The organism is Mesorhizobium sp. P2_E6, assembly GCF_056403835.1.
Map to the genome: position 1 here is coordinate 114,598 of NZ_JBFUEQ010000007.1, position 23,337 is coordinate 137,934.

At 63.2% G+C, this 23,337-nt stretch carries 27 protein-coding genes; 12 read left to right on the top strand and 15 right to left on the bottom strand.

What is annotated here, in order from left to right; all coding sequences use genetic code 11:
- Positions 1-149 precede the first annotated feature (149 nt).
- From AC1D08_RS18850 to AC1D08_RS18870, 5 genes are all read right to left on the bottom strand, one after another.
- A complete protein-coding gene (locus AC1D08_RS18850) occupies positions 150-2,432 on the bottom strand; it encodes an ATP-binding protein (RefSeq protein ID WP_457151037.1) in 2,283 nt (760 codons plus the stop codon).
- A 143-nt stretch (positions 2,433-2,575) separates the two neighbouring features.
- Positions 2,576-3,565, bottom strand: a complete 990-nt coding sequence (acuI, locus tag AC1D08_RS18855; RefSeq protein ID WP_457151036.1) for an acrylyl-CoA reductase (NADPH) — start codon at positions 3,563-3,565, stop codon at positions 2,576-2,578.
- A 57-nt stretch (positions 3,566-3,622) separates the two neighbouring features.
- Entirely contained in the window at positions 3,623-4,120 is a 498-nt protein-coding gene (lspA, locus tag AC1D08_RS18860; protein WP_457151035.1) for a signal peptidase II, read from the bottom strand.
- A gap of 13 nt (positions 4,121-4,133) precedes the next feature.
- The gene (locus tag AC1D08_RS18865) at positions 4,134-4,991 is read right to left on the bottom strand and encodes a TrmH family RNA methyltransferase (protein WP_457151034.1); all 858 of its coding nucleotides are present in this window, start codon (positions 4,989-4,991) and stop codon (positions 4,134-4,136) included.
- Between the two features lies 1 nt (position 4,992).
- Positions 4,993-6,084 (bottom strand): RsmD family RNA methyltransferase, encoded by a 1,092-nt coding sequence (locus AC1D08_RS18870; protein ID WP_457151033.1) that lies wholly within the window; start codon positions 6,082-6,084, stop codon positions 4,993-4,995.
- A gap of 325 nt (positions 6,085-6,409) precedes the next feature.
- On the opposite strand from AC1D08_RS18870, the gene AC1D08_RS18875 reads away from it, so the two are divergent.
- The 5 genes from AC1D08_RS18875 to AC1D08_RS18895 all read left to right on the top strand — a co-directional run bounded on the left by AC1D08_RS18875 (position 6,410) and on the right by AC1D08_RS18895 (position 9,903).
- The gene (locus AC1D08_RS18875; RefSeq protein ID WP_477423741.1) at positions 6,410-7,630 is read left to right on the top strand and encodes an RNA ligase RtcB family protein; all 1,221 of its coding nucleotides are present in this window, start codon (positions 6,410-6,412) and stop codon (positions 7,628-7,630) included.
- Positions 7,617-8,228: a peptide chain release factor H gene (gene prfH / locus AC1D08_RS18880; protein ID WP_457153723.1), complete on the top strand. Its 612-nt coding sequence runs from the start codon at positions 7,617-7,619 to the stop codon at positions 8,226-8,228. Before AC1D08_RS18875 ends, prfH begins: the two co-directional genes overlap by 14 nt.
- Positions 8,229-8,300: 72 nt before the next feature.
- Positions 8,301-8,990 (top strand): helix-turn-helix transcriptional regulator, encoded by a 690-nt coding sequence (locus tag AC1D08_RS18885; RefSeq protein ID WP_457153722.1) that lies wholly within the window; start codon positions 8,301-8,303, stop codon positions 8,988-8,990.
- An 89-nt stretch (positions 8,991-9,079) separates the two neighbouring features.
- Positions 9,080-9,475 carry a VOC family protein gene (locus AC1D08_RS18890; protein ID WP_457153721.1) on the top strand — a complete coding sequence of 132 codons (396 nt, stop codon included), beginning with the start codon at positions 9,080-9,082 and terminating at the stop codon, positions 9,473-9,475.
- Positions 9,472-9,903, top strand: a complete 432-nt coding sequence (locus AC1D08_RS18895; protein ID WP_457153720.1) for an EVE domain-containing protein — start codon at positions 9,472-9,474, stop codon at positions 9,901-9,903. Before AC1D08_RS18890 ends, AC1D08_RS18895 begins: the two co-directional genes overlap by 4 nt.
- 1 nt (position 9,904) lies before the next feature.
- On the opposite strand, the gene lhpI is transcribed toward AC1D08_RS18895, so the two are convergent.
- From lhpI to sppA, 4 genes are all read right to left on the bottom strand, one after another.
- The gene (lhpI, locus tag AC1D08_RS18900) at positions 9,905-10,870 is read right to left on the bottom strand and encodes a bifunctional Delta(1)-pyrroline-2-carboxylate/Delta(1)-piperideine-2-carboxylate reductase (RefSeq protein WP_457153719.1); all 966 of its coding nucleotides are present in this window, start codon (positions 10,868-10,870) and stop codon (positions 9,905-9,907) included.
- A gap of 37 nt (positions 10,871-10,907) precedes the next feature.
- A complete protein-coding gene (locus AC1D08_RS18905) occupies positions 10,908-11,264 on the bottom strand; it encodes a DUF1049 domain-containing protein (RefSeq protein WP_457153718.1) in 357 nt (118 codons plus the stop codon).
- A 42-nt stretch (positions 11,265-11,306) separates the two neighbouring features.
- A complete protein-coding gene (locus AC1D08_RS18910; protein ID WP_006200394.1) occupies positions 11,307-11,591 on the bottom strand; it encodes an integration host factor subunit beta in 285 nt (94 codons plus the stop codon).
- Between the two features lie 81 nt (positions 11,592-11,672).
- Positions 11,673-12,629, bottom strand: a complete 957-nt coding sequence (gene sppA, locus AC1D08_RS18915) for a signal peptide peptidase SppA (RefSeq protein WP_457153717.1) — start codon at positions 12,627-12,629, stop codon at positions 11,673-11,675.
- A gap of 414 nt (positions 12,630-13,043) precedes the next feature.
- Here sppA and lptC point away from each other — a divergent pair, with 414 nt between their 5' ends.
- The 6 genes from lptC to ptsN all read left to right on the top strand — a co-directional run bounded on the left by lptC (position 13,044) and on the right by ptsN (position 18,248).
- On the top strand, positions 13,044-13,757 hold the full coding sequence (lptC, locus tag AC1D08_RS18920; protein ID WP_457154470.1) for an LPS export ABC transporter periplasmic protein LptC: 714 nt from the start codon (positions 13,044-13,046) through the stop codon (positions 13,755-13,757).
- On the top strand, positions 13,744-14,325 hold the full coding sequence (locus AC1D08_RS18925; protein WP_095084711.1) for an LptA/OstA family protein: 582 nt from the start codon (positions 13,744-13,746) through the stop codon (positions 14,323-14,325). The genes lptC and AC1D08_RS18925 overlap by 14 nt, the downstream gene beginning before the upstream one ends.
- Positions 14,325-15,143, top strand: coding sequence for an LPS export ABC transporter ATP-binding protein (gene lptB / locus AC1D08_RS18930; RefSeq protein ID WP_095084710.1), 819 nt, complete (start codon positions 14,325-14,327; stop codon positions 15,141-15,143). Before AC1D08_RS18925 ends, lptB begins: the two co-directional genes overlap by 1 nt.
- A 200-nt stretch (positions 15,144-15,343) precedes the next feature.
- A complete protein-coding gene (rpoN, locus tag AC1D08_RS18935; protein ID WP_477423745.1) occupies positions 15,344-16,873 on the top strand; it encodes an RNA polymerase factor sigma-54 in 1,530 nt (509 codons plus the stop codon).
- A 266-nt stretch (positions 16,874-17,139) separates the two neighbouring features.
- Positions 17,140-17,724, top strand: coding sequence for a ribosome hibernation-promoting factor, HPF/YfiA family (gene hpf, locus AC1D08_RS18940; RefSeq protein WP_095084708.1), 585 nt, complete (start codon positions 17,140-17,142; stop codon positions 17,722-17,724).
- 59 nt (positions 17,725-17,783) lie between these two features.
- Complete coding sequence (ptsN, locus tag AC1D08_RS18945) at positions 17,784-18,248, top strand: PTS IIA-like nitrogen regulatory protein PtsN (RefSeq protein WP_013529589.1); 465 nt, start codon at positions 17,784-17,786, stop codon at positions 18,246-18,248.
- 74 nt (positions 18,249-18,322) lie between these two features.
- Here the strand turns inward: ptsN and AC1D08_RS18950 are convergent, their stop codons facing one another.
- Complete coding sequence (locus AC1D08_RS18950) at positions 18,323-18,580, bottom strand: BQ00720 family protein (RefSeq protein ID WP_095084707.1); 258 nt, start codon at positions 18,578-18,580, stop codon at positions 18,323-18,325.
- A 65-nt stretch (positions 18,581-18,645) separates the two neighbouring features.
- Positions 18,646-19,071, bottom strand: a complete 426-nt coding sequence (locus AC1D08_RS18955; protein WP_023760739.1) for an Hsp20 family protein — start codon at positions 19,069-19,071, stop codon at positions 18,646-18,648.
- Between the two features lie 304 nt (positions 19,072-19,375).
- On the opposite strand from AC1D08_RS18955, the gene AC1D08_RS18960 reads away from it, so the two are divergent.
- A complete protein-coding gene (locus tag AC1D08_RS18960; protein WP_457151902.1) occupies positions 19,376-20,317 on the top strand; it encodes a nucleoside hydrolase in 942 nt (313 codons plus the stop codon).
- A 68-nt stretch (positions 20,318-20,385) separates the two neighbouring features.
- Here AC1D08_RS18960 and AC1D08_RS18965 read toward each other — a convergent pair whose 3' ends face one another.
- The 4 genes from AC1D08_RS18965 to AC1D08_RS18980 all read right to left on the bottom strand — a co-directional run bounded on the left by AC1D08_RS18965 (position 20,386) and on the right by AC1D08_RS18980 (position 23,336).
- The gene (locus tag AC1D08_RS18965) at positions 20,386-20,757 is read right to left on the bottom strand and encodes a hypothetical protein (RefSeq protein ID WP_457151903.1); all 372 of its coding nucleotides are present in this window, start codon (positions 20,755-20,757) and stop codon (positions 20,386-20,388) included.
- Between the two features lie 3 nt (positions 20,758-20,760).
- Positions 20,761-21,033, bottom strand: coding sequence for a hypothetical protein (locus AC1D08_RS18970; RefSeq protein ID WP_457151904.1), 273 nt, complete (start codon positions 21,031-21,033; stop codon positions 20,761-20,763).
- A gap of 123 nt (positions 21,034-21,156) precedes the next feature.
- A complete protein-coding gene (locus AC1D08_RS18975) occupies positions 21,157-21,771 on the bottom strand; it encodes a LysE family translocator (RefSeq protein WP_095084705.1) in 615 nt (204 codons plus the stop codon).
- Between the two features lie 113 nt (positions 21,772-21,884).
- Entirely contained in the window at positions 21,885-23,336 is a 1,452-nt protein-coding gene (locus tag AC1D08_RS18980) for an amidase (RefSeq protein WP_457151905.1), read from the bottom strand.
- Position 23,337 lies beyond the last annotated feature (1 nt).

The window sequence follows — 23,337 nt, forward strand, 5'->3', positions numbered from 1 at the left end:
GTAGGTGCAACAGGATTGTGACAGTACCGTGATACGACGTCGTGGGCAATACTTCGTCGGCTGGCGAATACGGTCAACCGGCTACGTTACGCCAGCGGGCGGGGTGGATGGGCTGTCGAAGTTCCTGACCTTCGGCTCGGGATCATGCCCTAGGCCGCGACCTGTCCCTCGACGGCATTGACCAGCGCGTCAGGGTCGAGTGGCTTGGTAACGAAGCCGCTGGCGCCATGGGCAAGCACCGCATGGCGGGTCTTTTCCTGGCTATCAGCCGACAGCACCATGATCGGCACCGGCGGCACGGCGGTCTCCTCCTCGTAGCGGCGGATGGCGGCAATCGCGTCCAGCCCGTCCATGACCGGCATGTGAAGGTCCATCAGAACCACGTCGAAGCGATGGTTGTGCCCGGCGCCGGTGACAGCCTCGACGGCGGCCTTGCCGTTGCCGACCACCTTGACGCGATGCCCGGCCTTCAGCAGCGTGGCGCGGGCAAGCATGGCGTTGATGTCATTGTCCTCGGCGATCAGCACCGACAGGCCGCGCTGGCGGTTGCCGACGGCACGAAACGCGGGCGCGTGGCGGTTTTCCGGCTGCGGCGGGGCGAGGGCGGGAGCATTGCTGCTCAACAGCACACGCAGAAGCGTTCCGCCACGCACCGGCCTGGCAAGGAAGGTCGCGTAGCCGCTGGCGCGGAACTCGCCAAGCATGCCGCGGTCGGTCGGCGCGATCAGCGTGATGGCCTCGCAGTCGGCGAAACCGCTCTGGCGAAGGCGCTTGAGCAGCCTTCCATCGCTCGCTTCCATCGCCGCGTCGACCAGGAGCACATCGCAGCCGTCGGCGAAGGGCGCGGCCTGCGCGACGGTGATGGCGACATCGACCGCGCCGCCATTGGCGCGGATGGTGCGGGCGATGGCATCGGCCTCGACGGCATTTTTCGACAGGATCACCGCGCGCTTGCCCGAGAGCGCGTTCTGCCTGCCCTGCGGCGCTTCGGTGGCCGATATTACCGGGATTTCAAAGACGAACTCGGATCCCTGACCGAGCCGGCTCGATACTGAAATCGTGCCGCCCATGGCGGCCACCAGGCGTTTGGAGATGGCGAGGCCGAGGCCGGCCCCGCCATGCGTGCGCGTTGAGGTGCCGTCGGCCTGCTCGAACTCCTCGAAAATGCGCTCCAGGTCGTCTTCGTGCAGACCTGGGCCGGTGTCGGCGATAGTGAAGCAGATGCGGTCGGTCGTTTCGGTGCGCGCGCGTGCGATGCTCACCAATACACCGCCGCTGTCGGTGAACTTGATGGCATTGCCGATGAGGTTGAGCAGCACCTGCCTGACCTTGCCCGGATCGGCGGTGATCAATTGCGGCACGTCGGGTTCGACATGGCAGCCCAGCCCGATATCCTTGGTGAAGGCGCGGGCAGCCAGCAATTCGACGATGTTGTCGGCGATCTCGCGCACCGACATCGGCTGCGGCTCCGGGTCGAAGCGCCCCGCCTCGATCTTGGAGTAATCGAGTAGATCCTCGATCAGGGCGAGCAATGCGCTGGCCGAGGTCGAGACGGCGCCGACATAGGTCTGCTGTTCCGGCGACAGCCTGGTGTCGGCCAGCAACCTGGCCATGCCCATGATGCCGTTCATCGGCGTGCGAATTTCATGGCTGACCGTGGCGAGGAAGCGCGATTTGGCCTGGCTGGCGTATTCAGCCCGCTCGCGAGCGGTGATAAGCGAGGATTCGGCGCGTTTGCGGGCAGTGATGTCGCGCGCGATGGCGCGATGCGAAACGGCGCCGCTGTCCTTGTCGCGCACCGACAGTTCGATCCACGAAAACCAGCGCGGACCGCTCGGCGTGCGGATGGAGACATCGGTGGAACTCAGGCATTCATGATCGGAAAAGGCGGCATCGGGAACGATGCCGACATCGATGCCGAGTTCCGCCAGGGTCTTGCCGGCGAGGTCGCGTTGATCGCTTTGGACGAGGTCGGCGAAGATCTTGTTGGCATAGACGATGTAGCCATCGCGGTCGCGATGAATGACGAGGTCGCCAAGTGCGTCGATCAGGCCGCGAAAGCGCTCCTCGCTCTCCTGCATTTCCCACATGCGGTCGGCCAGCGTCTCGATCTCGGCGCGGCTGCGGGCGGTGGTCTCGTCGAGCAGGACCGCCGTGCGCTGTTCGCTCCGCCTGACGCGCAGATGCAGGGCAACGCCGGCTAGGCCGACTGCCAGCAATGCGACGCTGATAAAGATCGGTGCTCCGGTCAGATGCGCAAGGCCTGCCAGCACGACGATGGCGGCGAAGGCCAGCAACGGAAGGCCTTCGCGCCCGGCGGGTTCGGGCTCTGGCACCAGCGGCGGCGCGGCGACAAAGCGCCGCGTTGGCGTCGGCGCCGCATCGACGTCTTCGCCCGTGTCCACCTGTTGGCTGCCGGATTCCGCGATCATGCGAAACCCTTGCCAGATAGAGATTATGGAAAATTGCGGCGGATCGTTCGAATTTTAGCGGATGAGTGCTTTTCGCCCCGGCGGTGGTGGATTTGCCGGCACACGTGGCAATTCCGTCCGCCCTCTCAGGGCAGTCGAGCGGCTCACATATCCACGACGACGCGCCCGCGGATCTTGCCGTCGACGATGTCATGGGCGGCATCGATGATGCCGTCGAAACCGATGGTCGTCGCCAGGCTGGCAAGCTTCTGCAGATCGAGGTCGGTGCCGATGCGCCGCCATGCTTCGAGGCGGACTGCCTTCGGCGCCATCACCGAATCGATGCCCAGCAGCGAGACGCCGCGCAGGATGAAGGGGGCGACGCTCGCTGGCAGGTCCATGCCTCCGGCCAGGCCGCAGGCGGCGACCGCGCCGCCATAGGAGGTCATCGACAGGACGTTGGCCAGCGTGTGGCTGCCGACCGCGTCGACGCCGCCGGCCCAACGCTCCTTGGCCAGCGGCTTGGCCGGCTGGGCAAGCTCGTCACGCGATGTCACTTCGGCGGCGCCAAGGTTGATCAAATAGGGACTTTCGGCGTTGCGGCCGGTGGAAGCAACGACATGGTAGCCGAGGCTGGACAGGATCGAGACCGCGACCGAGCCGACGCCGCCTGCCGCCCCTGTCACCACCACCGGGCCGCGATCGGGCAGGATGCCGTGCCGTTCCAGCGCCATGACGCAGAGCATGGCGGTATAGCCGGCGGTGCCGACCGCCATCGCGTCATGCGGGCTCATCCCTTGCGGCAGCGGCACCAGCCAGTCGCCCTTGACGCGGGCGCGGCCGGCGTAGGCGCCGAAGTGGGTTTCGCCGACGCCCCAGCCGTTCAGGATGACCTTGTCGCCGGTGCGCCAGTCAGGATGGGAAGACGAGATGACGGTGCCGGCGAAATCGATGCCCGGCACCAGCGGCCAGCGGCGGATCACCGGCGCCTTGCCCGTGATTGCAAGGCCGTCCTTGTAGTTCACCGTCGTCGCCTCGACCGCGATGGTGACATCGCCTTCCATCAGGTCGGCCTCGGTGAGATCGGTCACGGCTACCGACTGCTTTTTCTCGGCGTCACGCGAAACGAGGATGGCTTTGAAGGTTTCGGGCATCTCTTTCTCCGCGATCTTGTTTGGCGACATGGACTGTGCGGCGATGGCCGCACGGGGTCAATCTTTGGAAGACTTGGCATTCGAAGGTCTGGGCTCGCGCCGCCAGCCGAACAGTTCGTCGAAGACGACCAGGGCCGCGCCCACCGAGATGAAGGCATCGGCCAGGTTGAAGACGGCGAAGGACCAGACCGGCGTATGGAACAGGATATAATCGATGACATGGCCGTATATGGCGCGGTCGATCAGATTGCCGAGGGCGCCGCCGACGATCAGAGCAAAGCCGGTGCGGGCAAGGATCTGGGACGGCGCGATCCGCGTCGCCAGGAACAGCACGAAGGCAACGACCGCCAGCGAGATGACAATCAGCCCGGTGTCGCCGAAGGTCGAGAACATCGAGAAGGCGATGCCGGTGTTGTAGGTGCGAAACAGCGCCAGGAACGGCACGAGATCGAGCTTTTCCTGAAAGGGCAGGCCGGTCTCGACCAGGTGTTTTATCCACTGATCGAGCGCTATGGCCGCGACGACGAGCAGCGCGTAGGGGGACCATGATCTCACGGGCGGGCAACCTTCATTGCTGGTCCACGATTGGTTCGAGCTTCAGCGCGCCGCGCCGGATCTCGAACAGCATTATGCCGGTGGCAACGGCAAGATTGAGCGAATCGGCGCGGCCAGCCTGCGGAATTCTAAACAGCCTGTCGCAACTCGCCGCCAGGCTTTCGGGCAGCCCCTGCTGCTCGTTGCCCATCATCAGCAATACCGGGCCGCGGGAAAAGTCGACCGAGCGGTAATCGACCGCGCCTTTCAGGTGGGTGCCGGCGACAAGGCCTGAAAATCCGCCTCGCCAGGCAAGGAAGGCCTCGGTCGTCGCCTTGGCCACCGGCACGGCAAAGATCGAACCCATGGTGGCGCGCACCGTTTCCACCGAAAAGGGATCGGTGGTGTCGCCGACCAGGATGACACCCTTGGCGCCGACAGCATCGACGGTGCGGATGACGGTGCCGAGATTGCCGGGATCGCGCACCCGGTCGAGCGCCACCCAGACATCGCCATTGTCGGCGCGGATATCCTTCAAGGCCAGGAATTTTTGCGAGAAGACCCCGACCACCATTTGCGGATTGTCGCGGCGGGTGATGGCGACGAGAACCTTTTCCGACACTTCGAGCACCGTGCCACCGGCGGCAACGGTGCGTGCAGCGACCTTCTCCACCGCGGCGTTGCCGCGCCCGGCCTTGGCGAAAACCAGTGTCCTGATCTGCCAGCCGAGATCGAGCGCATCGATGACCAGCTTCAGCCCCTCGGCCATGAAGGCATTCTGCTGGTCGCGGAATTTCTTCTGGGCGAGCGCCTTGATGTCCTTGACCAGCGGATTGGCGAGGCTGGTGACTTCCTTCACCAGCCCGGGTGCGCCTGCATGCCGCTCGTTCATTTCAGGCCACCCAACGCGAAAACAATGAGGTCGAAAGCGCCCGGCCGGCGGACTTTTCACGGATGATGAGCTCTCCCGATTCGACCGTGCCGCCCATGCCGGCAAAGGTGTCGCGCATCAAGGCATGGATGGCGAAGAAGGAGGCGCGGATCGAATAGGCGGTGAGCACCATGGCGAGTGGTTTCGGTGTCAGGATCGCGCGGCAAAGGTCGGTCAAGTCAGGCAGGTCCTCGAACAACTGCCAGACCTCGCCCTTCGGGCCGCGGCCATAGGCCGGCGGGTCGAACAGGATGATGTCATAGCGGCTGCCGCGGCGCTCCTCGCGCTCGGCGAATTTCACCGCATCGTCGACGATCCAGCGGATCGGCTTGCTGCCGAGCCCGGCCATTTCCTGGTTTTCGCGGGCCCAGCCGATCGCCTTCTTCGAGGCATCGACATGGGTGACCTCGGCGCCGGCGCGGGCCGCCACCAGCGAGGCAAGACCGGTATAACCGAACAGGTTCAGCACCTTGACCGGCCGCTTGGCCGCAGTGATCAGCCCGGCCATATGGTCCCAGTGCGAGGCCTGCTCCGGAAAGACGCCGACATGGCGAAACGAGGTGAAACGGCCGAGATAGTCGATGCCGTCATGCTTCATCGGCCAGGTTTCGCCGAGCGGCGTCTTCGGGAACCGCCAGCGGCCGATGCCTTCCTCGTCGGTATCGCCGGTAAAAATGGCGTCGGCTCGCTCCCAGTCCTTTGCCGGCAAGGCCTTTTGCCAGATTGCCTGGCCCTCGGGCCGCACGATGCGGTAGGGGCCGTATTGTTCGAGCTTCTGCCCGGCGCCGCTGTCGAGCAGCGCATAATCGGCATTCGGCGCCACTTCGAGGATCACGGGGAGGTGCTCGGTGGGCAGGGCGCCATCGCGCCGGGCAAGGATGCGCGGCGCCGATTTCGGCTCGGAGCGGTCGTCGGCTTTCGCCTCAAGCCGCTCGCGCGGCTGCGGTTCCGGTCTGGCGGGAGCGCGGCCGGCCTGCGGACGTGGCTGGTCCCCCGCACCCTTCGCGGATTGATGCGGACGGTTGTCGCGGCGTTTGTCGCGAAAAGACTTCAAGCGTGAGCAACTCCGAGCGGCGTGGCCGCTTTTGGCATGCGGACAGCGGCGGTGCAATAAGCGATGGCCGCAGGTCGATTGGCGCAGGCCTGAAGCCTTCGCGTTCGAAACAGTGCGGCGGGTGTTGCAGCATTGCGCTTGTTTTTCCACGCGCTTCGTTTATGAGGCCCGGATTGTTTTCTGGAATGGGAGCGAAAGATGACGAACATCTTCACCGCACACCCCTCGAGGGTTCCGGCGTAAGCCAGCATCTTGCTGACTGCCGCCGGTCGAACGGACGCCTGACGGCGTCCGATTTCTGACCTGTATCCAGAAGTGTTCCATCATGGGCAATTTGATTGGGGGCTCAGGCTCCTCTTCGCCGCGCGTTGTCGCGACGGCGCATATCCAGCATTGTTTTTCACCGCGTACCTGGATCGAAGGAGCAGCACTTCAGCAGCTGAAAACCGTTGCGGCTCTGCCCGGCGTTACCTCGGTTGCGGCGTTCCCCGACCTGCATCCCGGCAAATATGGGCCGACCGGGATTGCGGTGTTGTCGGAACGGCTGCATCCGCAGCTGATCGGCAATGACATTGGCTGCGGCATGTCGCTGTTCGAGCTCGATCTGCCGCTGCGCAAACTCAGGATCGACAAGGCCGTCGAATGCCTGCGCCAGATCGAAGCGGAGGATATCGACCCGCATGCGGCGCTCGCTGGCGCGGACCTGCCGCTGGATCTCTACCCCGATGCCTTGGGCACGATCGGCGGCGGCAATCATTTCTGCGAGCTGCAGGCGGTCGACCAGGCGATCGATGCGGCTGGTGAAAACCTGTTCGACCGCCAGAAGCTTTATCTACTGGTGCATTCCGGCTCGCGTGGGCTTGGTGCCTTTGTGTTCGGGCAGATGCTCGACCTTCAATCCGCGTTCATCGCCGGGCTTGATCCGCAGTCCGCCGAGGGAAGGAACTGGCGCCGCCAGCATGATCTCTGCGTCACCTGGGCATCGCTCAACCGCAGGCTGATCGCCGAGCGTGCGGCAAGCGCCTTGCGCAGCGAAGTTCGGGTGGTGGCTGATGTACCGCACAATCTAGTCCGCGACCGGGCCGATGGTTTCGTCCATCACAAGGGGTCGGCCGCGGTGCGGATGGGAGATATCGCGCCGATCGCGGGTTCGCGTGCCAACCTGAGCTATGTCGTGCGGGCGCTCGACGGAACGGGTCCATCGCTGGGCGGCATTTCGCATGGCGCCGGGCGCAAATACGACCGCGCCACCATGCATGGCCGCACGAGGCGCAACAGGTCGGAGCGCGACGCCTTGCTGAGGAACGTGTGGGGAGGGCAGCTGATCTGCGATGACCGTAACCTGGTCATCGAGGAAGCGGCTTCGGCCTACAAGGACGCTGGGCAAGTGGTGCAAGATCTCGCCGATGCCGGCTTGGTCGTGACGCTGGCGGCGATGAAACCGCTGGTGACTTACAAGAAGGCGATAGACGGCCCGCTCGACCGGACGCGCAAGAAGCCATCGCGTGAACGCGCATCGAGGAGGGCGGATCATGGCCGCGATTGACATGCTTCTCACATCGGGCAGCGGGCCGGTGGAATGCCGCATCGCCCTGATGGCTCTGGTCGACATAATCAAGAGCGAAGCCGGCAGGCTTGGCTATGCGATCGAAGTTACGCTTGGTCACGAACCGGACCGGCATGGCGCCAAATCCGCCATACTCAGCCTTGAGGGGCGCAACGCCGAGGCACTTGCCGAGGAATATTGCGGCACCGTCAAGTTCGTCTTCAAGAGCCCGGTGCGGCGGGGCCACAAACGGCAGAACTGGTTCGTCGGCGTGCAGACCGTGGATTTGGCGGTGGCCGCCGCCGTGTCGGTCGCACTGTCCGATGTCCGGTTCGAAACCTTGCGGGCTGGTGGTCCTGGCGGACAGCATCAGAACACCACCGACAGTGCGGTGCGTGCCGTTCACCTGCCGACAGGCATTGTCGTCACGGCACGCAACGAGCGATCGCAACACCGCAACAAGGCGATCGCACTGAGGCGGCTGGAGGCGATGTTGCGCGTCCTTGCCGACCGTGAAGTCGACATGTCGAAGACGCAGATGTTCGTCGCCAACAAGGCCTTGGAACGCGGCAACGAAGTCAAGGTATTCCATCTCTGATGTCGCGGCTTGGACCACTGCACACGTCCGAACGAGATGCATTATCGTGGAGACAACAAAGGCCGGAGAATCATGTCCCGCTCTGAACGCTTGCTCGACCTGATCCAGACGTTGCGCCGGCACCGCCGGCCGGTGAGCGGGCAGGCGTTGGCCGATGAACTCGGGATTTCGATCCGCACGCTCTACCGCGACATCGCCACGCTGCAGGGCCAGGGCGCACCGATCGAGGGTGAGGCGGGACTGGGCTATGTGCTCAAGCCCGGCTTCATGCTGCCGCCGCTGATGTTCAGCGACGAGGAGATCGAAGCCATCGTGCTCGGCTCGCGCTGGGTCGCCAAGCAGCCGGACCAGCGTCTGTCGGCGGCCGCCGCCAACGCGCTGGCCAAAATCGCCGCCGTGCTGCCGGATGATTTGCGCGAGGATCTCGATGCGAGCACGCTGCTGGTCGGGCCTCCCGCAGCAGTCATCGAGGGCATCGACCTCGGCCTGGTGCGGCAGGCGATCCGCAACGAGCGCAAGCTCGGCTTTTTGTACCGCGACGCAGGCGGCGCGGCCTCCGAACGGGTGGTCTGGCCGTTTGCGCTGGGGTTCTTCGACAAGGTGCGGGTCGTGGTGGCGTGGTGCGAGATGCGCCAGGATTTCCGGCATTTTCGCACCGATCGGATATCCGGCCTCAACGCCACCGACACGCGCTATCCGCGCCGTCGCCAGGCACTGCTCAAGGCATGGCGGGCAACGCTCGACAAGCCGCGCAGTTCGTGACCGCGTGGCTCGTGACGACTGCTGCCAGAATCTGACAGTAGCTCATTCTATGGTCGCCAAGTTGAAACACTGAACCTTGGAGAGCAGACATGATCGCCCCGAATTTCGTCATCCTCTATGTCGATCAGCCGCAGCGGAGCGGCACCTTCTATAGCGCGCTGCTCGGTCGCGAGCCCGTCGAAAGTTCGCCGACCTTCGTGCTGTTCGTGCTCGACGCGGGCTTCAAGCTCGGCCTCTGGTCGCGTCATACGGTGGAGCCGGCCGCAGCCGCGGCAGGCGGCGGCGCCGAAATCGTCTTTGCGCTGGATACGCCGGACGCAGTAGATGCCGCCCATGCCGACTGGGCCGGACGAGGGCTGAAGATCCTGCAGACGCCGACCGACATGGATTTCGGCCGCACCTTCGTCGCGCTCGATCCCGACAATCATCGCCTGCGCGTTTACTGGCCCTCCGATGGGGAACAAGCCAATGGGGGACAGAAATGAGTGCGCATTGGATTGCGGTGGCGTCGGCCGAACATGTCCGGCACGGGCGCCAGGGCGGCTTCATGCAGGTCAATCACGGCAAGGCAGCACCCCTGCGCCGCGTCAAGCCTGGTGACGGCATCGCCTATTATTCGCCAACCACCATTCTCGGCGAAAAAGACGGCCTGCAAGCGTTCACGGCAATCGGCACGGTGCGGGAAGGCGAGCCCTATCAGGGCGATATGGGCGCCGGCTTCACGCCGTTCCGCCGCGATGTCGCCTGGGCAGAGGCAGAGGAAACATCGATCAAGCCGTTGCTCGACAGACTGGACTTCAGCGCCGGCAAGTCCAACTGGGGTTATCAACTGCGCTTCGGCCTTTTCGAAATCAGCGCGCATGATTTTTCGCTGATCGCAGAGGCGATGGGCGCCAAACGGCTGCGGCGGTGAACTAAGCCACGAGCGCCTTGTAGACGGCAATGCCGGCGGCAAGGTCCTCGAGGGCTGCGCCAACCGACTTGAACAGCGTGATCTCACTGGCGCTCTCGCGACCCTTCTTCTGACCGCGCGTCAATTCGTGCAGGTCGGCGACAATGGCGTCCGGCTTCAGCACGCCGGAGGCCAGAGGCTGGACGATGTCGCCAGCCTCCTTGGTGGCGCCGGCGCGGGTGTCGACATAGACGCGGGCAAGCGCGATCGCGTCATCATCGCTTTCGCGCATCGTCGGGGTAAAGCCGCCGACCAGGTCGACATGGCTTCCCGGCTGCAACAATGCGCCCTTGATCAGCGGTGTCGTGGTGATCGTCGCCGAGGAGACGATGTCGGCCTGCCCAAGTTCGGCATCGAGATCGCTTGCCGCGCTGGCCGTGAAGCCTTCGGCGCGCAGGTCGGCTGCGACCTTCTCGGCATTGGCAGGGGTGCGGTTCCAGATGCGGATGGTCTTGATCGGCCGCACGGCGCAATGCGCCTTGGCGAGGAAGGGCGACAGCGCGCCGGCGCCGACCACGAGCAGCCGCGAGGCGTCCTCGCGGGCGAGATAGGAAGCGGCCAGCGCCGAGGCGCAGGCGGTGCGCCACTGCGTCAACCGTTGGCCGTCGATCAAGGCTTCGGGTTCGCCGGTGGCGCCATTGAGCAGCAGATAGAGCCCCATCACCGCAGGCTTGCCGATGGTGTTGTTGTCAGGCGAGACGGTGACGATCTTGACGCCGATGTGACCACTGGCCGATGTGCCGGCAGCGTTGAAGTCGGTCCATGCCGGCATCAAAAGCAGTGTCGAGGCGGCGCCGTCGGGCCGTTCGACCGAGTGATGATGTCTGACCGGCTGCACCGCACCGTCACGAAACGCGGCGCGCAGCGTGTCCACCAGTCCGGAAAAGGTCAGTGCATGATCGACCTCGGCGGCCGAAATGGTCAGCATGGAAAACTCCGCGGAAAGAAAGCTGCCGACCGGCGGTTCAAGTGGTCGGCTTTGGCAATGCCGATCCTTGGGCCGATCCTTGGGCAGATCCCTGTGGTGCCGCCGGCGCGCGGCTGACCGCCTGGCGCAGGTTCTCGGCTTCGACGCCACGCTGGCGCGCCAGCTTGCGGTAGCGGCCCTGCTTGACCCAGGTTGCCAGGCTGCCAACGACCATGCCGATGGCGAGCGCCAAAAACAGGAAGATGAACAGCGGCAAGGTCAGCGTCAGCTTTGGATTGCCGGGGTTGAACGGGTCCAGCGTGAAGGCGACCAGTTCGCGATTGGCGACGGCGAGCGCGATCAGGATGATCGCCAGGGGCACGAAGACCACGATGAGCATGAAGCGATTGAACATGATGTTTTCCGTCGGAAAGGCTGTCTGGCGCTGACGCGGCGCCTACTTGCCGCCGTTCAGCCTTTCGCGCAGCTCCTTGCCGGTCTTGAAGAACGGCACCCATTTCTCCTCGACCTCGACGGACTCGCCGGTGCGTGGATTGCGGCCGGTGCGGGCGGGACGGTTTTTCACCGAAAATGCACCGAAGCCGCGCAGCTCGACGCGATTGCCTTCGGCAAGAGCGTCGGTGATCTCATCGAAGATCGCGCCGACGATGTTTTCGACGTCGCGCAGGAAAAGATGCGGATTGCGCGTGGCAATAATCTGCACAAGTTCGGACTTGATCATCAGACGGGTCCCCGTGAAAGCAGTACGGTCAAAATTATGAGGATGATTTTATTTGCTTTTTCACTTGCCCCAAACGGCATCTCAAGGGTGCCAGACGGAAACGAGACCGTCAAGAAACAAGCGGTCGGCGCCGAGTTCATGAATGACATCGCCGCTGTAGGCGGGCAGGCCGAGCGCGCTGCCGATGGTTTGCGCCATCGCTTTCGAGAACAAAAAGCCGCCGCGCCGTTGCGTATCCTTCCACTCGACGACCTTCAGTTTGGCATCGACGCCCTTGGTCGCCAGCCAGCCGACCGCCTCGGTCTCGCCGCCGACAGCATCGATCAGCCCGTTGGCGACGCCCTGGCGGCCGGTGAAGATCGAGCCATCGGCGAGCGCCAGCGCTTGCTCGCGGGTCATCTTGCGGCGCTCGGCGACGATGCCGACGAACCAGTCGTAGCTGTCGAGGATGAGCTTGCGGACCATGGCGCGCTCGTCGTCATTGGTCGGCTTGAAGGGAGATGGCGAGGCTTTCAGCGGCGAGGATTTCACTTCCTCAAGCTTGACGCCGAGCTTGTCCATCAGGCCGCTGACATCAGGATACTGGATCAGCACGCCGATCGAGCCGACGATCGAGGTCTTGCGGGCAACGATGTGATCGGCGGCGCTGGCGATCATGTAGCCCGCCGATGCGGCAAGCGTGCCGACTTCCGCGACCACCGGCTTGTCGGCGGCCAGCTTGCGCACCTCCTCATAGACCGATTCACCGCCGACCGTGGTGCCGCCAGGCGAATCGATCGACAAGATCACGCCTTTCACCTTCGACGACTGGCGGATGGTTTCCAGCCGCTTGATGAGTTCCTCGTCCTCGGTGATGGTGCCTTCGATCTTGACCTTGGCGATATGGTCGACGGCCGAGCCGGTGAAATCGTCGCCATAGAACCAGGTTGAAAGTGCAATCACCCCAAGTGCCACGATGCCGATGGCGGCAATCCGCCAGAATGTCAGCTTGCGCCGCAAGCGGCGGCGGTCGATCAGGTCGTCGGCTCTCAGTGCCATGGTCAGCCTTTCAGTCGGCGGGAGGAGACGCTTTTAGACCATCATCTTCCCATCTGGAAGCAATTCTCTTTTCCGGCTCAACAAGACAATCCGCGCGGACAGTCGAGTTGGCCATGCCGGATGCGCCATCGGGCAGGTCAGGGCGGGCTCCGCCCCTCTCCAGGCACAGGTCTCTTCACGTATTTGTGCAATCGCCGCGAGGTCCGGCGGCGAAGATCGGCATCTGATAAATTTTACGCCGCGTGTCTGTTTCTGCTATGAAGAACGGGCAGTTGTGCGGATCTCATTTTCATCTGTACAAACGCGGCTGTCACATTTTTGCAGTTTTCATGGGCTTGTGCTTGCTTGCAGGCGGCGGCGTCCCACCTATAGGCGGTGCTCGCGGGTGGGCAAGGGGTTAGAAGAAAGCGTTGAATGTTAGCGCGACCGATTGAATCGACCAACGCCGAGACGGAGTTGGCTCCCCCGGCGGACGTCCGGATGCGTGGCGATGCTTTCGACCGCGCCCAGCGTCATTCGCGCCGCGTGCGCGTTCTCAAGTTTGCCGTGCCGCTGGCCGCGGTTCTGATCGCTGTCGCCTTCCCGGTCTATTCCTATCTGGCCGCGCCGGTCTCCGTCGCGGTCCAGGCGGAAGGCACCGCTTTTTCCAACGGCAAGCTGGTGATGGCCAATCCCAAGCTCAACGGTTTCACGAAGCAGAAGCAGCCCTATTCGATGACGGCACTGCGCGCCATCCAGGACGTCAGCACGCAAGGCATCATCGAACTGGAAGGCATCGACGCCAAGATCCCGGTCGGACCTGACAATATCGCGGCGATCAAGGCCTCGCACGGCACCTACGATCGCAACGGCAATACGATGAACCTGACCAGCGACGTTGACATCACCACAACTGACGGCATGCAGGCCAAGTTCAAATCGGTCTTCCTCGACATGGGCAAAGGCACTATGAAGACGGGAGATCCCGTCGATGTCAGCCGTGAGGGGTCACGGATCACGGCGGATTCGATGTCGGTCCAGGACAATGGCAAGGTTCTGGTTTTCGAGAACAAAGTGCGCGTCAACATCGATTCCGCCGCCTTGAAGACGGCAGAGGGAAACAGCGGAGAAATCAATGCGGCTCAGTAGTTCGACGCGGCTCGCGGCTGCAACTTCGGCGTTGCTGCTGCTCGGGCTGGTGCCGTCATTGGCGCAGTCCACCAGCCAATCAGGTCTGAAACTGTCCGGCGACAAGCCGATCCAGATCGAAAGCGACAAGCTGGAAGTCCGCCAAGCAGAAAATGTCGCCATCTTCACGGGCAATGTCAGCGTCGTCCAGGGGCCGACGCTGATGAAGGCCGGCAAGATGACGGTGTACTACGTCAAGGACCCCAATGCCGCGGCCAAGGGCACGGAAGCCGCGGGCGCGGCGATGACCGGCTCGGCCAACATCGACCACCTGGAGATCTCCGACAAGGTTTACATCAAGTCGGACGCGCAGATCGCCACCGGTGACCAGGGCAGCTTCGACATGAAGAGCCAGGTTCTGGTGCTTTCGGGCAAAAAGGTCGTCCTGTCGCAAAACGACAATGTGCTGGTCGGCTGCAAGCTCGTCGTGCAGATGAAAACCGGCCTGGCCCAGGTTGATCCATGCGCTGGGCAACGTGTCCAGATGTCGATCACACCGCCGCCGAAATCGGGAGCGGCGAACCCCTGATGGCCAGCCTGTCGTCGCTGACGGCGCGTCTTCCGGGGCGGGCCGCCGGCAAGCTTTCGGCACCGGCCACGGTGACCGTCGATACGGGAAAGTTCAAGGGGACCCTGATCGCAAAGGGTCTGACCAAGAGCTACAAGGGCCGCAAGGTCGTCAGCGGCGTCACCATCGGTGTGCGCGCGGGCGAGGCGGTTGGACTGCTCGGCCCCAACGGCGCCGGCAAGACGACCTGCTTCTACATGGTCACCGGCCTGGTGCCGGTGGACGAGGGCACGATCGAGATCGACGGCTTCGACGTCACCTCGATGCCGATGTATCGTCGTGCGCGCCTCGGCATCGGCTATCTGCCGCAGGAGGCATCGATCTTTCGCGGCCTGAGTGTCGAGCAGAACATCCGCGCCGTGCTCGAAGTGGTCGAAAAAAGCCGCAAGGAGCGCGAACGCAATCTCGACGAACTGCTCGAGGAATTCCACATCAGCCATCTGCGCAAGGCGCCATCCATGTCGCTTTCCGGCGGCGAGCGGCGGCGCCTGGAAATCGCGCGTGCGCTGGCAACGCGGCCGGCCTACATGCTGCTCGACGAGCCTTTTGCCGGCATCGATCCGATCGCCGTCGCCGATATCCAGCAACTGGTGCGTCACCTGACGGCGCGCGGCATCGGCGTCCTCATCACCGATCACAATGTGCGCGAAACGCTCGGCCTGATCGACCGCGCCTACATCATCCACGCCGGTCAGGTGCTGACCCATGGCCGGGCCGACGAAGTCGTGGCAAACCCGGATGTCCGCCGGCTCTATCTCGGCGAGGGCTTTACGCTCTGAGCGTGAAATTTGTTTCCTGACACGATTTTTGGTGCCTTCACCGCGCTATTTCTCCGATTTTGCCGCCAGATAACGCTCCGGTAAGTGAGTTTTGCTAGCTATTGCCTTGACAAGCAAAAGCTGGGCCAGTTTCTATGGCCCGCTGCAAAAATTCCTGTCCGGAAGCCCGGATGCGTAGACGAGGCGTTTGAAACCAGACAATGGCGTTGGCGGCGAAACTACAGCTACGACAATCACAGTCGCTGGTGATGACGCCGCAGCTGATGCAGTCGATTCGGCTGCTGCAATTTACCCATACCGAGCTTGAGCATTTCATCGATGACGAAATCGAGCGCAATCCGCTGCTGGAGCGTGCGGAGCCGCAGGACGATGCCGCCAGCGACCAGTCGCAAAAAATCGAGGCGGAACCACAAGCCGCCGCCGACGACGGCGACTGGTTCGAAAACGAGACGCAGTGGAGCGCCGAGGCGATCTCCGACAAGCTCGACACGTCGCTGGAAAACCTGTTTCCCGACGATCCGGGGACGAGCGAGCGGCTCGGTCCCGACCTGACGGCGCAATGGAAATCAGCTTCCGGCAATGGTGCGAGTTCCTCATCCGAGGGCATTGATGCCGGCGACATGGCGGCCGCGGCGATCACGCTGCGCGATCATGTCGGCGAACAGGTGGCGCTCGCCTTCGCCGATCCGGCGGCACGGCTGATCGCCGCCGACCTGGCCGACGGCCTCGACGAGACCGGCTATCTGCGCGGCGACCTGGCCGAGATCGCCGCCCGCCTCGGCACGGACGCCGCGGCGGTGAGAAAGGTGCTGGCGGTGTGCCAGACTTTCGAGCCGGCCGGCCTGTTTGCCCGCGACCTTGCCGAATGCCTGTCGCTGCAGCTTGCCGTGCGGGACCGGCTCGATCCGGCGATGAAGGCGCTGGTCGCCAATCTCGAACTGCTGGCACGGCGTGATTTCCATGCGCTGAAGCGGATCTGCGGCGTCGACGAGGAGGATCTGCTCGACATGCTGGCCGAGATCCGTGCGCTCGATCCCCGACCGGGCATGGCGTTCTCGGGCGGCGCTAGTGACGCCATCGTCGCCGATGTCGAGGTGCGTGCCGCCAATGACGGCAGCTGGACGGTCGAGCTCAATGCCGAAACGCTGCCGCGCGTGCTGGTCGACCATATCTATTTCGCCCAGGTTTCGCCGCAGGCGAAGAACCAGGCTGAAAAGGACTTCCTCGCCGAATGCCTGCAAAACGCCAACTGGCTGACGCGCAGCCTCGACCAGCGGGCAAAGACCATCCTCAAGGTCGCCTCAGAGATCGTTCGCCAGCAGGATGCCTTCCTCGTCCATGGCGTGCGCCAGCTGAAGCCACTCAACCTGCGCACGGTGGCCGATGCCATCGGCATGCACGAATCGACGGTTAGCCGGGTCACCGCGAACAAATACATGCTGACGCCGCGCGGCGTGTTCGAGCTGCGGTACTTCTTCACCGCTTCGATCGCTGCGTCGGGTGGCGGCGATGCGCATTCCTCGGAATCGGTGCGTGACCGCATCAAGCAGCTGATCGATGAGGAAAAACCCGTCGACGTGCTTTCCGACGATGCGATCGTCGACATGTTGCGCGAGAGTGGCGTCGATATCGCCAGGCGCACGGTCGCCAAGTACCGGGAAGGCATGAATATTCCCTCCTCGGTGCAGCGCCGGCGCGAGAAACGGGCGCTGGCCAGCGCCGGGCGCTGACACGGTTCAATTTTCCTCAGGCCAGCACTTCATTGACAAGCCGCGGCGAAGTGGCTAGAAGCCCGCCCGCATGAGTGGGGCTAGATGCCCGCGTGTGGATGGTCCGTCACGACGTTGGCCTCGGGACGGTCAAAAGGGCGGCTTGTGATCAACCGGAAAGTTCGGATTTAAAATCGGCGCGAGTGACGCCGCAAAGCTTGTGCGCACGGACCACGAGTATAAACTCGGGCGAGTTTGAAGCCTGAGCAAGGAAGGTCAGTTTTCAGATGAATCTGCGCATATCGGGAAAACACATGGATATCGGCGATGCGTTTCGTACACGCATCAACGATCGTGTCGGCGAAGCGATCGGCAAATATTTCGATCGCGGCTTTGCCGGACACGTCACAGTCATCAAATCAGGTTCGCGCTATTCGGCGGATTGCATGATCCGGCTGGATTCAGGTGCTTCGCTGCAGGCCACCGGCGATGCCCAGGATCCGACGGTTGCCTTCGAGGCCGCCGCCGATCGCCTGGAAACGCGCCTGAGGCGCTACAAGCGCCGGCTGAAATCGCACAATTCAGGCGCCGCCAATGGTGATCCGACCGACATTGCCTACACGGTGATGGCGCCGCTGGCCGATGACGACGAGGATATTCCGGATAATTTCGCGCCGGCCATCGTCGCCGAATCAACCATGACGCTGAAGACCATGTCGGTGGCTTCGGCCGTCATCGAGCTCGACACCAAGGACAGCCCGGTCTTCGTCTTCCGCAACGCCGGAAACGACCATCTCAACATCGTCTATCGCCGGCCCGATGGAAACATCGGCTGGATCGACCCGTCCACGACCAAGGTCGCACAAGGATAAGAGCCGGCCGCACGAGGGGTGAGGACTGGTGACGGCAGGCGAACAAGGGATTTTCAAGCATGGATCTGAGCGATCTTATCAACGTTCCGGCGATACTGCCGGCGTTGAAGGCGAACTCCAAAAAGCAGCTGTTGCAATTGCTTTCCGAACGGGCAGCCGCGATTTCGGGCATCCCGGAGCGGGAAGTGTTCGACACCATCCTGCAGCGTGAACGACTGGGCTCGACGGGCGTCGGCAACGGCATCGCCATTCCGCATGGCAAGCTGGCCGGCGTGAAGCGCATCGCCGGGGTTTTCGCCCGGCTGGAGACGCCGGTCGATTTCGAATCGCTGGACGATCAGCCGGTCGATCTGGTGTTTCTGCTGCTGGCGCCGGAAGGGGCAGGCGCCGACCATCTCAAGGCCTTGTCGCGCATCGCGCGGGTGCTGCGCGACGCCGACACGGTGGCCAAGATCAGGGGGACGCGTGACGCCGCGGCAATCCACGCGCTTTTGTCGGATACCCAGGCCTCGCACGCGGCCTGACATTTTCTGATTGGAACATCCAGCCAAGGGCCGCCACGGGCGGCCCTGTCCATTTTAAGCCCCGCGCGCCTGACTTAGTGAATGGCGACCGTGGTGAGGTCGTTTTCCATGGCGCCGGCCAGCGCGCGGTCACGCGCATCCGAAAGCAGGATCGGCTGGCCATTGGCGGCAAACAGCGCCCACAGTTCCATGCCGGGCGCGATTTCACCGAGGTTCGGGAAACGGCCGAGCAATTCGTCGCTCGAGACCTTGCGCAGATAGGCGACCGAGCCCTCGCCGAGATGGGCGAATTCGCCGCTGGTCATGGTGAGATTTTCATCAGTTCTGGTCATTTCAAAGCCTCCTTGGCGCGAGGACGCCGCTCAAGGCCATCCCGCATGAGAGCCATCGGTAAAGATCAGTCTTTCACCGATATGTTTATTTTCCGTACCAGCCGTTCGGACTCCGGCCGATCAAGATCGATCGACAAAAGACCGTTCTTCAGTTCCGCCGCGATCACCCGCATGCCGTCGGCCAGCACGAAACAGCGCTGGAACTGGCGCGCGGCGATGCCGCGATGAAGAAACTCGCGCTCGGTATCGTCGGTTTGACGGCCGCGCACGACCAGCTGGTTTTCCTCCGTGGTGACATCGAGATCGCTTTCGGCGAAACCGGCGACCGCCAATGTGATGCGCAACCTTTCGGTCTTGCCGTCGGCGCCGCTGAGGCGTTCGATGTTGTAGGGAGGGTAGCTGTCGCCGGACTTCGCCAGGCGTTCCAGAGTCTTTTCCATGGCGTCGAAACCAAGGAGAAGCGGGCTGGAAAAGGGCGTCATTCGGCTCATGTTACACTGTCCTCTGTAGAGCGACATAAAGTGGAAAAACCCAGATGGCATTTTTCCCGGTGGTCTTGATATGGTCCGCCCCGCGACCAAGTTCAAGCCATCAAAAGACCCGCCCAAAAAGACCAGGTCGTGGACTCACAGGAATGATCGACATGGCGCTTGAAACGGCCAGCAGATGCAAGGAGAAGCGCGCAGGTCGGGATTGTCTTCCCCGGTCGAGCGGTTCGACTTGGCAGCCCGCAGCCGCTTCGGCGTCATCCCGGATTCATCCCAAGTCCATGGCTTCGCCAAACAAGGAATTGAAATGCCTCAATTACGCAAGATCATCATCGACACGGATCCCGGCCAGGATGACGCCGTCGCCATATTGCTGGCGCTCGGCAGCTCCGAGCTGGAGATCGTCGGCATATCAGTCGTTGCCGGCAACGTGCCGCTGAAGCTTACCGAAAAGAATGCCCGCAAGGTCTGCGAGCTGGCCGGCCGGCCGGACATCAAGGTCTATGCCGGCGCCATCCGGCCGTTGATGCGCGAACTGGTCACCGCCGAGGAAGTGCATGGCAAGACCGGTCTCAACGGGCCGCAATTGCCCGAACCGACGATGAAGCTGCAGGACCAGTATGCCGTCGATTTCATCGTCGAGACGCTGATGAAGGAAGAGAGCGGCACCATCACGCTTTGCGCGCTCGGCCCGCTCACCAACATTGCGCTGGCGCTGATCCGCGAACCGCGGATCGCACCGCGCATCAAGGAAATCGTGCTGATGGGCGGTGGCTTCTTCGAAGGCGGCAATGTCACGCCGTCCGCCGAGTTCAACATCTATGTCGATCCGCAAGCCGCCGACGTCGTGCTCAAATCCGGCATTCCGATCGTGATGATGCCGCTCGACGTCACCCACAAGGCGCTGACCACCGCCAAGCGCACGCAGGCCTTCCGCGAACTCGGCACCAAGGTCGGCACGGCGACCGCCGACATGCTGGAATTCTTCGAGCGCTTCGACGAGGAGAAATACGGCACCGACGGCGGGCCGCTGCACGACCCCTGCGTCATCGCCTATCTATTGAAGCCGGAGCTGTTCAAAGGCCGCACCTGCAATGTCAGCGTTGAAACCACCTCGGAACTGACCATGGGTATGACCGTCATCGACTGGTGGGGCGTCACCAAGCGGCCGAAGAACGCCATGGTGATGCGCGACATCGACCATGATCGCTTCTTTGCGCTGCTGGTCGAGAGGCTGGGGCGGCTTTAGTTCCCTGTTCCAGATGCATATCATCCGCCCAAAAGCACTTGCGTTTTTGGGCGGCGTGCATCAGGCGATTACTCGCGAAGCAGGCGATATGTTTCGGTGTCATTCCGGCGATGCTGCCGTTCGACCGAAACCTCCGAACCGATGGCTCGCGGTGATGTTGCGTCGCCGTACGCGAACACCAGCAGATTATTTTCGTAAAGGCGGATTCCGTAGAGATAGCTGGGTCTGCCACCGACATAACCCTCTGGGTTCGGAGGCGCATTGAGGACGTTGACCACCGTGCCTGTTACGCGCTCCACATTGACGATCGGGCTGCTTTGCCTTGCAATCAAGGTGCCGATTGCCACAGCGCATGCGCCCACAACTAGGCTGGTGATGACTATGCCCCGAAGATTTTCGCGAAGGGTCATGAAGGCAAGGCCATACCGCGCTTTGGCCATGGTTCAATCCGCAAACCGGTAGAAAACGAAGCCACTGTCGCGTGTCACGCGCTCGATGCCAACGCGTGAGCCGATCAGGGGCGGGCGATCGTCGTCGACGAGAACTAACGAACCGCTCTCAAGGGATAGCACGTAGACGCTGCGACCCTTGCCCCACTGAGCACTTTTGATCGTTGCCTCGACTGCCTCAACCGAATGGATCGGGCTTGCGTCATTGGTCCATTTGTTCAGAGCCGAGGGAACCATCACCGCGAACAGAGAGCCAACCAGGATCACGCCAGGCGCGTTCCTTTTCAAATCAGCATAAGTCCAAGACATAGATATGAATCCCCGGCGCGGATTCATGTGGTGGCGAGAAGGCTGATTTTCAATCAGCCCTCATCAGCCGTAGGTCTGCGACTACTTCGACCGTGAAAACGCCAGCCACAGGCCGCCGCCGACCAGGAAGCTGCCGCTGATCCTGGACATGAGCTTGATGCGGCTGGCCGACAGCAGGCGCCCGGCGCGGCCGGCGGCCAGTGCATAGGTCGAATCCGAGATGGCCGCGAAGATCATGGCAGTGAGGCCCATGACCACGATCTGCAACGAGTAATTGCCCTGAGGCGCGATGAACTGCGGAAAGAAGGCGCCGAAGAACACCAGCGTCTTGGGGTTGCTGAGCGCTACCAGCAGGCCCTGCAGGAAGAAGCCGCCGCGCGGTTTCCTTGCCGTTCCGTCGGCGTTCAGCGTGCCCTTGGAACGGAACATCTGCACGCCCATCCAGATCAGATAGGCGGCGCCGATCAGCCGTACCCATTCGAACCAATGACCCATGCCCGAGATCAGCGTGTTGAGGCCGATGCCGACGATGGCGATCATCACGGCAAGCCCGGCCTGCGTGCCGGCGACATTGGCGAGCCCGGCGCGGGAGCCATGGCGGATGCTGTTGGCGATGATCAGCGTAACCGTTGGGCCGGGCACCAGGATGATGACGATGCAAGCGAGGACATAGGCGGCGTAGAGTTCCAGCGACATGATTTTTCCTCAAGGATGCCGCCAGAGCGGCGCGGGCTGACGGCAATCAATGCATGGCAGCGCAGCCGGCGCAAGCCGGCACGCCAAGCTCTGCGATACGCCAATGCACCGGTTCAGGCGCCGGTCTGCCACGGCAGCGTTGCCTCATAGGCGGCTGCCGCCTTGAGCACTGCAAGATCGCCGCGTGGCCGGCCGATCAACTGCATGCCCATTGGCCGGCCCTTGTCGTCGAAGCCGACCGGCACGTTGACCGCCGGGCAGCCGCCCAGGGTGGCGAATGCGGAAACCTGCATCCAGCGGTGGTAGCTGTCCATCGCCCGTCCGGCGACCTCGCGCGGCCAGGGCGTGCCGACATCGAAGGGGAAGACCTGCGCGGTCGGTAGCGCGATCAGATCATAGCGGTCGAAGATCGACAGCAGCGTGCGATGCCAGGACGTGCGGATGACCGAGGCCGCGCGGATCTGCGGCGCCGTCTGCCGCATAGCGTTCTCTACCTCCCAGACGGCTTCCGGCTTCAGCAGGCCGCGCTTCGAGGGATCGTCGTAGTGGGTTTTGAGCGCACAGCCGCTGCTGGCCTGGCGCAGTGTGACGAAAGCCTGCCACAGCGCTTCGAAATCGAAATTCGGCTGCAGAGGCTGCCAGGGGAAGGAGGATGCATCCGCCAACCGGCCGAGCGCTGTCTCGCAGAGATCGAGAATCCCGGCTTCGACAGGCAGATGACCGCCGAGGTCGCTGAACCAGGCGATGCGGCCGCCAGTAGTCCCTGTCGCAAGCCCGTCGAGGAACGAGCCAGGTTTCTCATAGGACAATGGCGCTTGCGGATGATAACCCGCCTGCACGTCGAGCAGCAGGGCCATGTCGCAGACGTTGCGGCCCATCGGCCCATCGACACCCATCTGCGCATGAAAGACCTCGACGTCGGGTCCGCCGGGAACTAGCCCTTGCGACGGGCGGAAGCCAAAAACATTGTTCCAGGCGGCCGGGTTGCGCAGCGAGCCGCCAAAGTCGCTGCCATCGGCGACAGGCAGCATATCCAGCGCCAGCGCCACCGCCGCGCCACCACTCGAGCCGCCGGCGGTCAGCGCCGGATCGAAGGCGTTCAGCGTGGGCCCGAACACATTGTTGTAGGTGTTGGAGCCAAGCCCGAATTCCGGAACGTTGGTCTTGCCGATGATGATGGCGCCGGCGTTGCGGATACGCTCGACGAAGAAATCGTCTTCCTGCGGCACGAAGTCGGCGAAGATCGGCGAGCCGAGCGAGGTCCTGAGGCCAGTGGTCGAGGCGAGGTCCTTGATGGCGATCGGCAGGCCGAACAACGAGCCGGTTTCGGCATCTGCCCGTCTGGCATCGGCAGCGTCGGCCTCGCGCAGGATGTCGCCACGGTCGCGCAAGGAGACAATGGCGTTGACCAGCGGGTTGACCGCCTCGATCCGGTCGAGGAATGCCGTCACCACCTCGCGGACGGAAAGTTTCCTTTGGCGGATCGCGTCGGCAAGTGCGACCGCGGACAGGCGACAGATGTCGCTGGCCGGCGCCACGGCATGTTTCGTCTGAGGGCGCAGCATT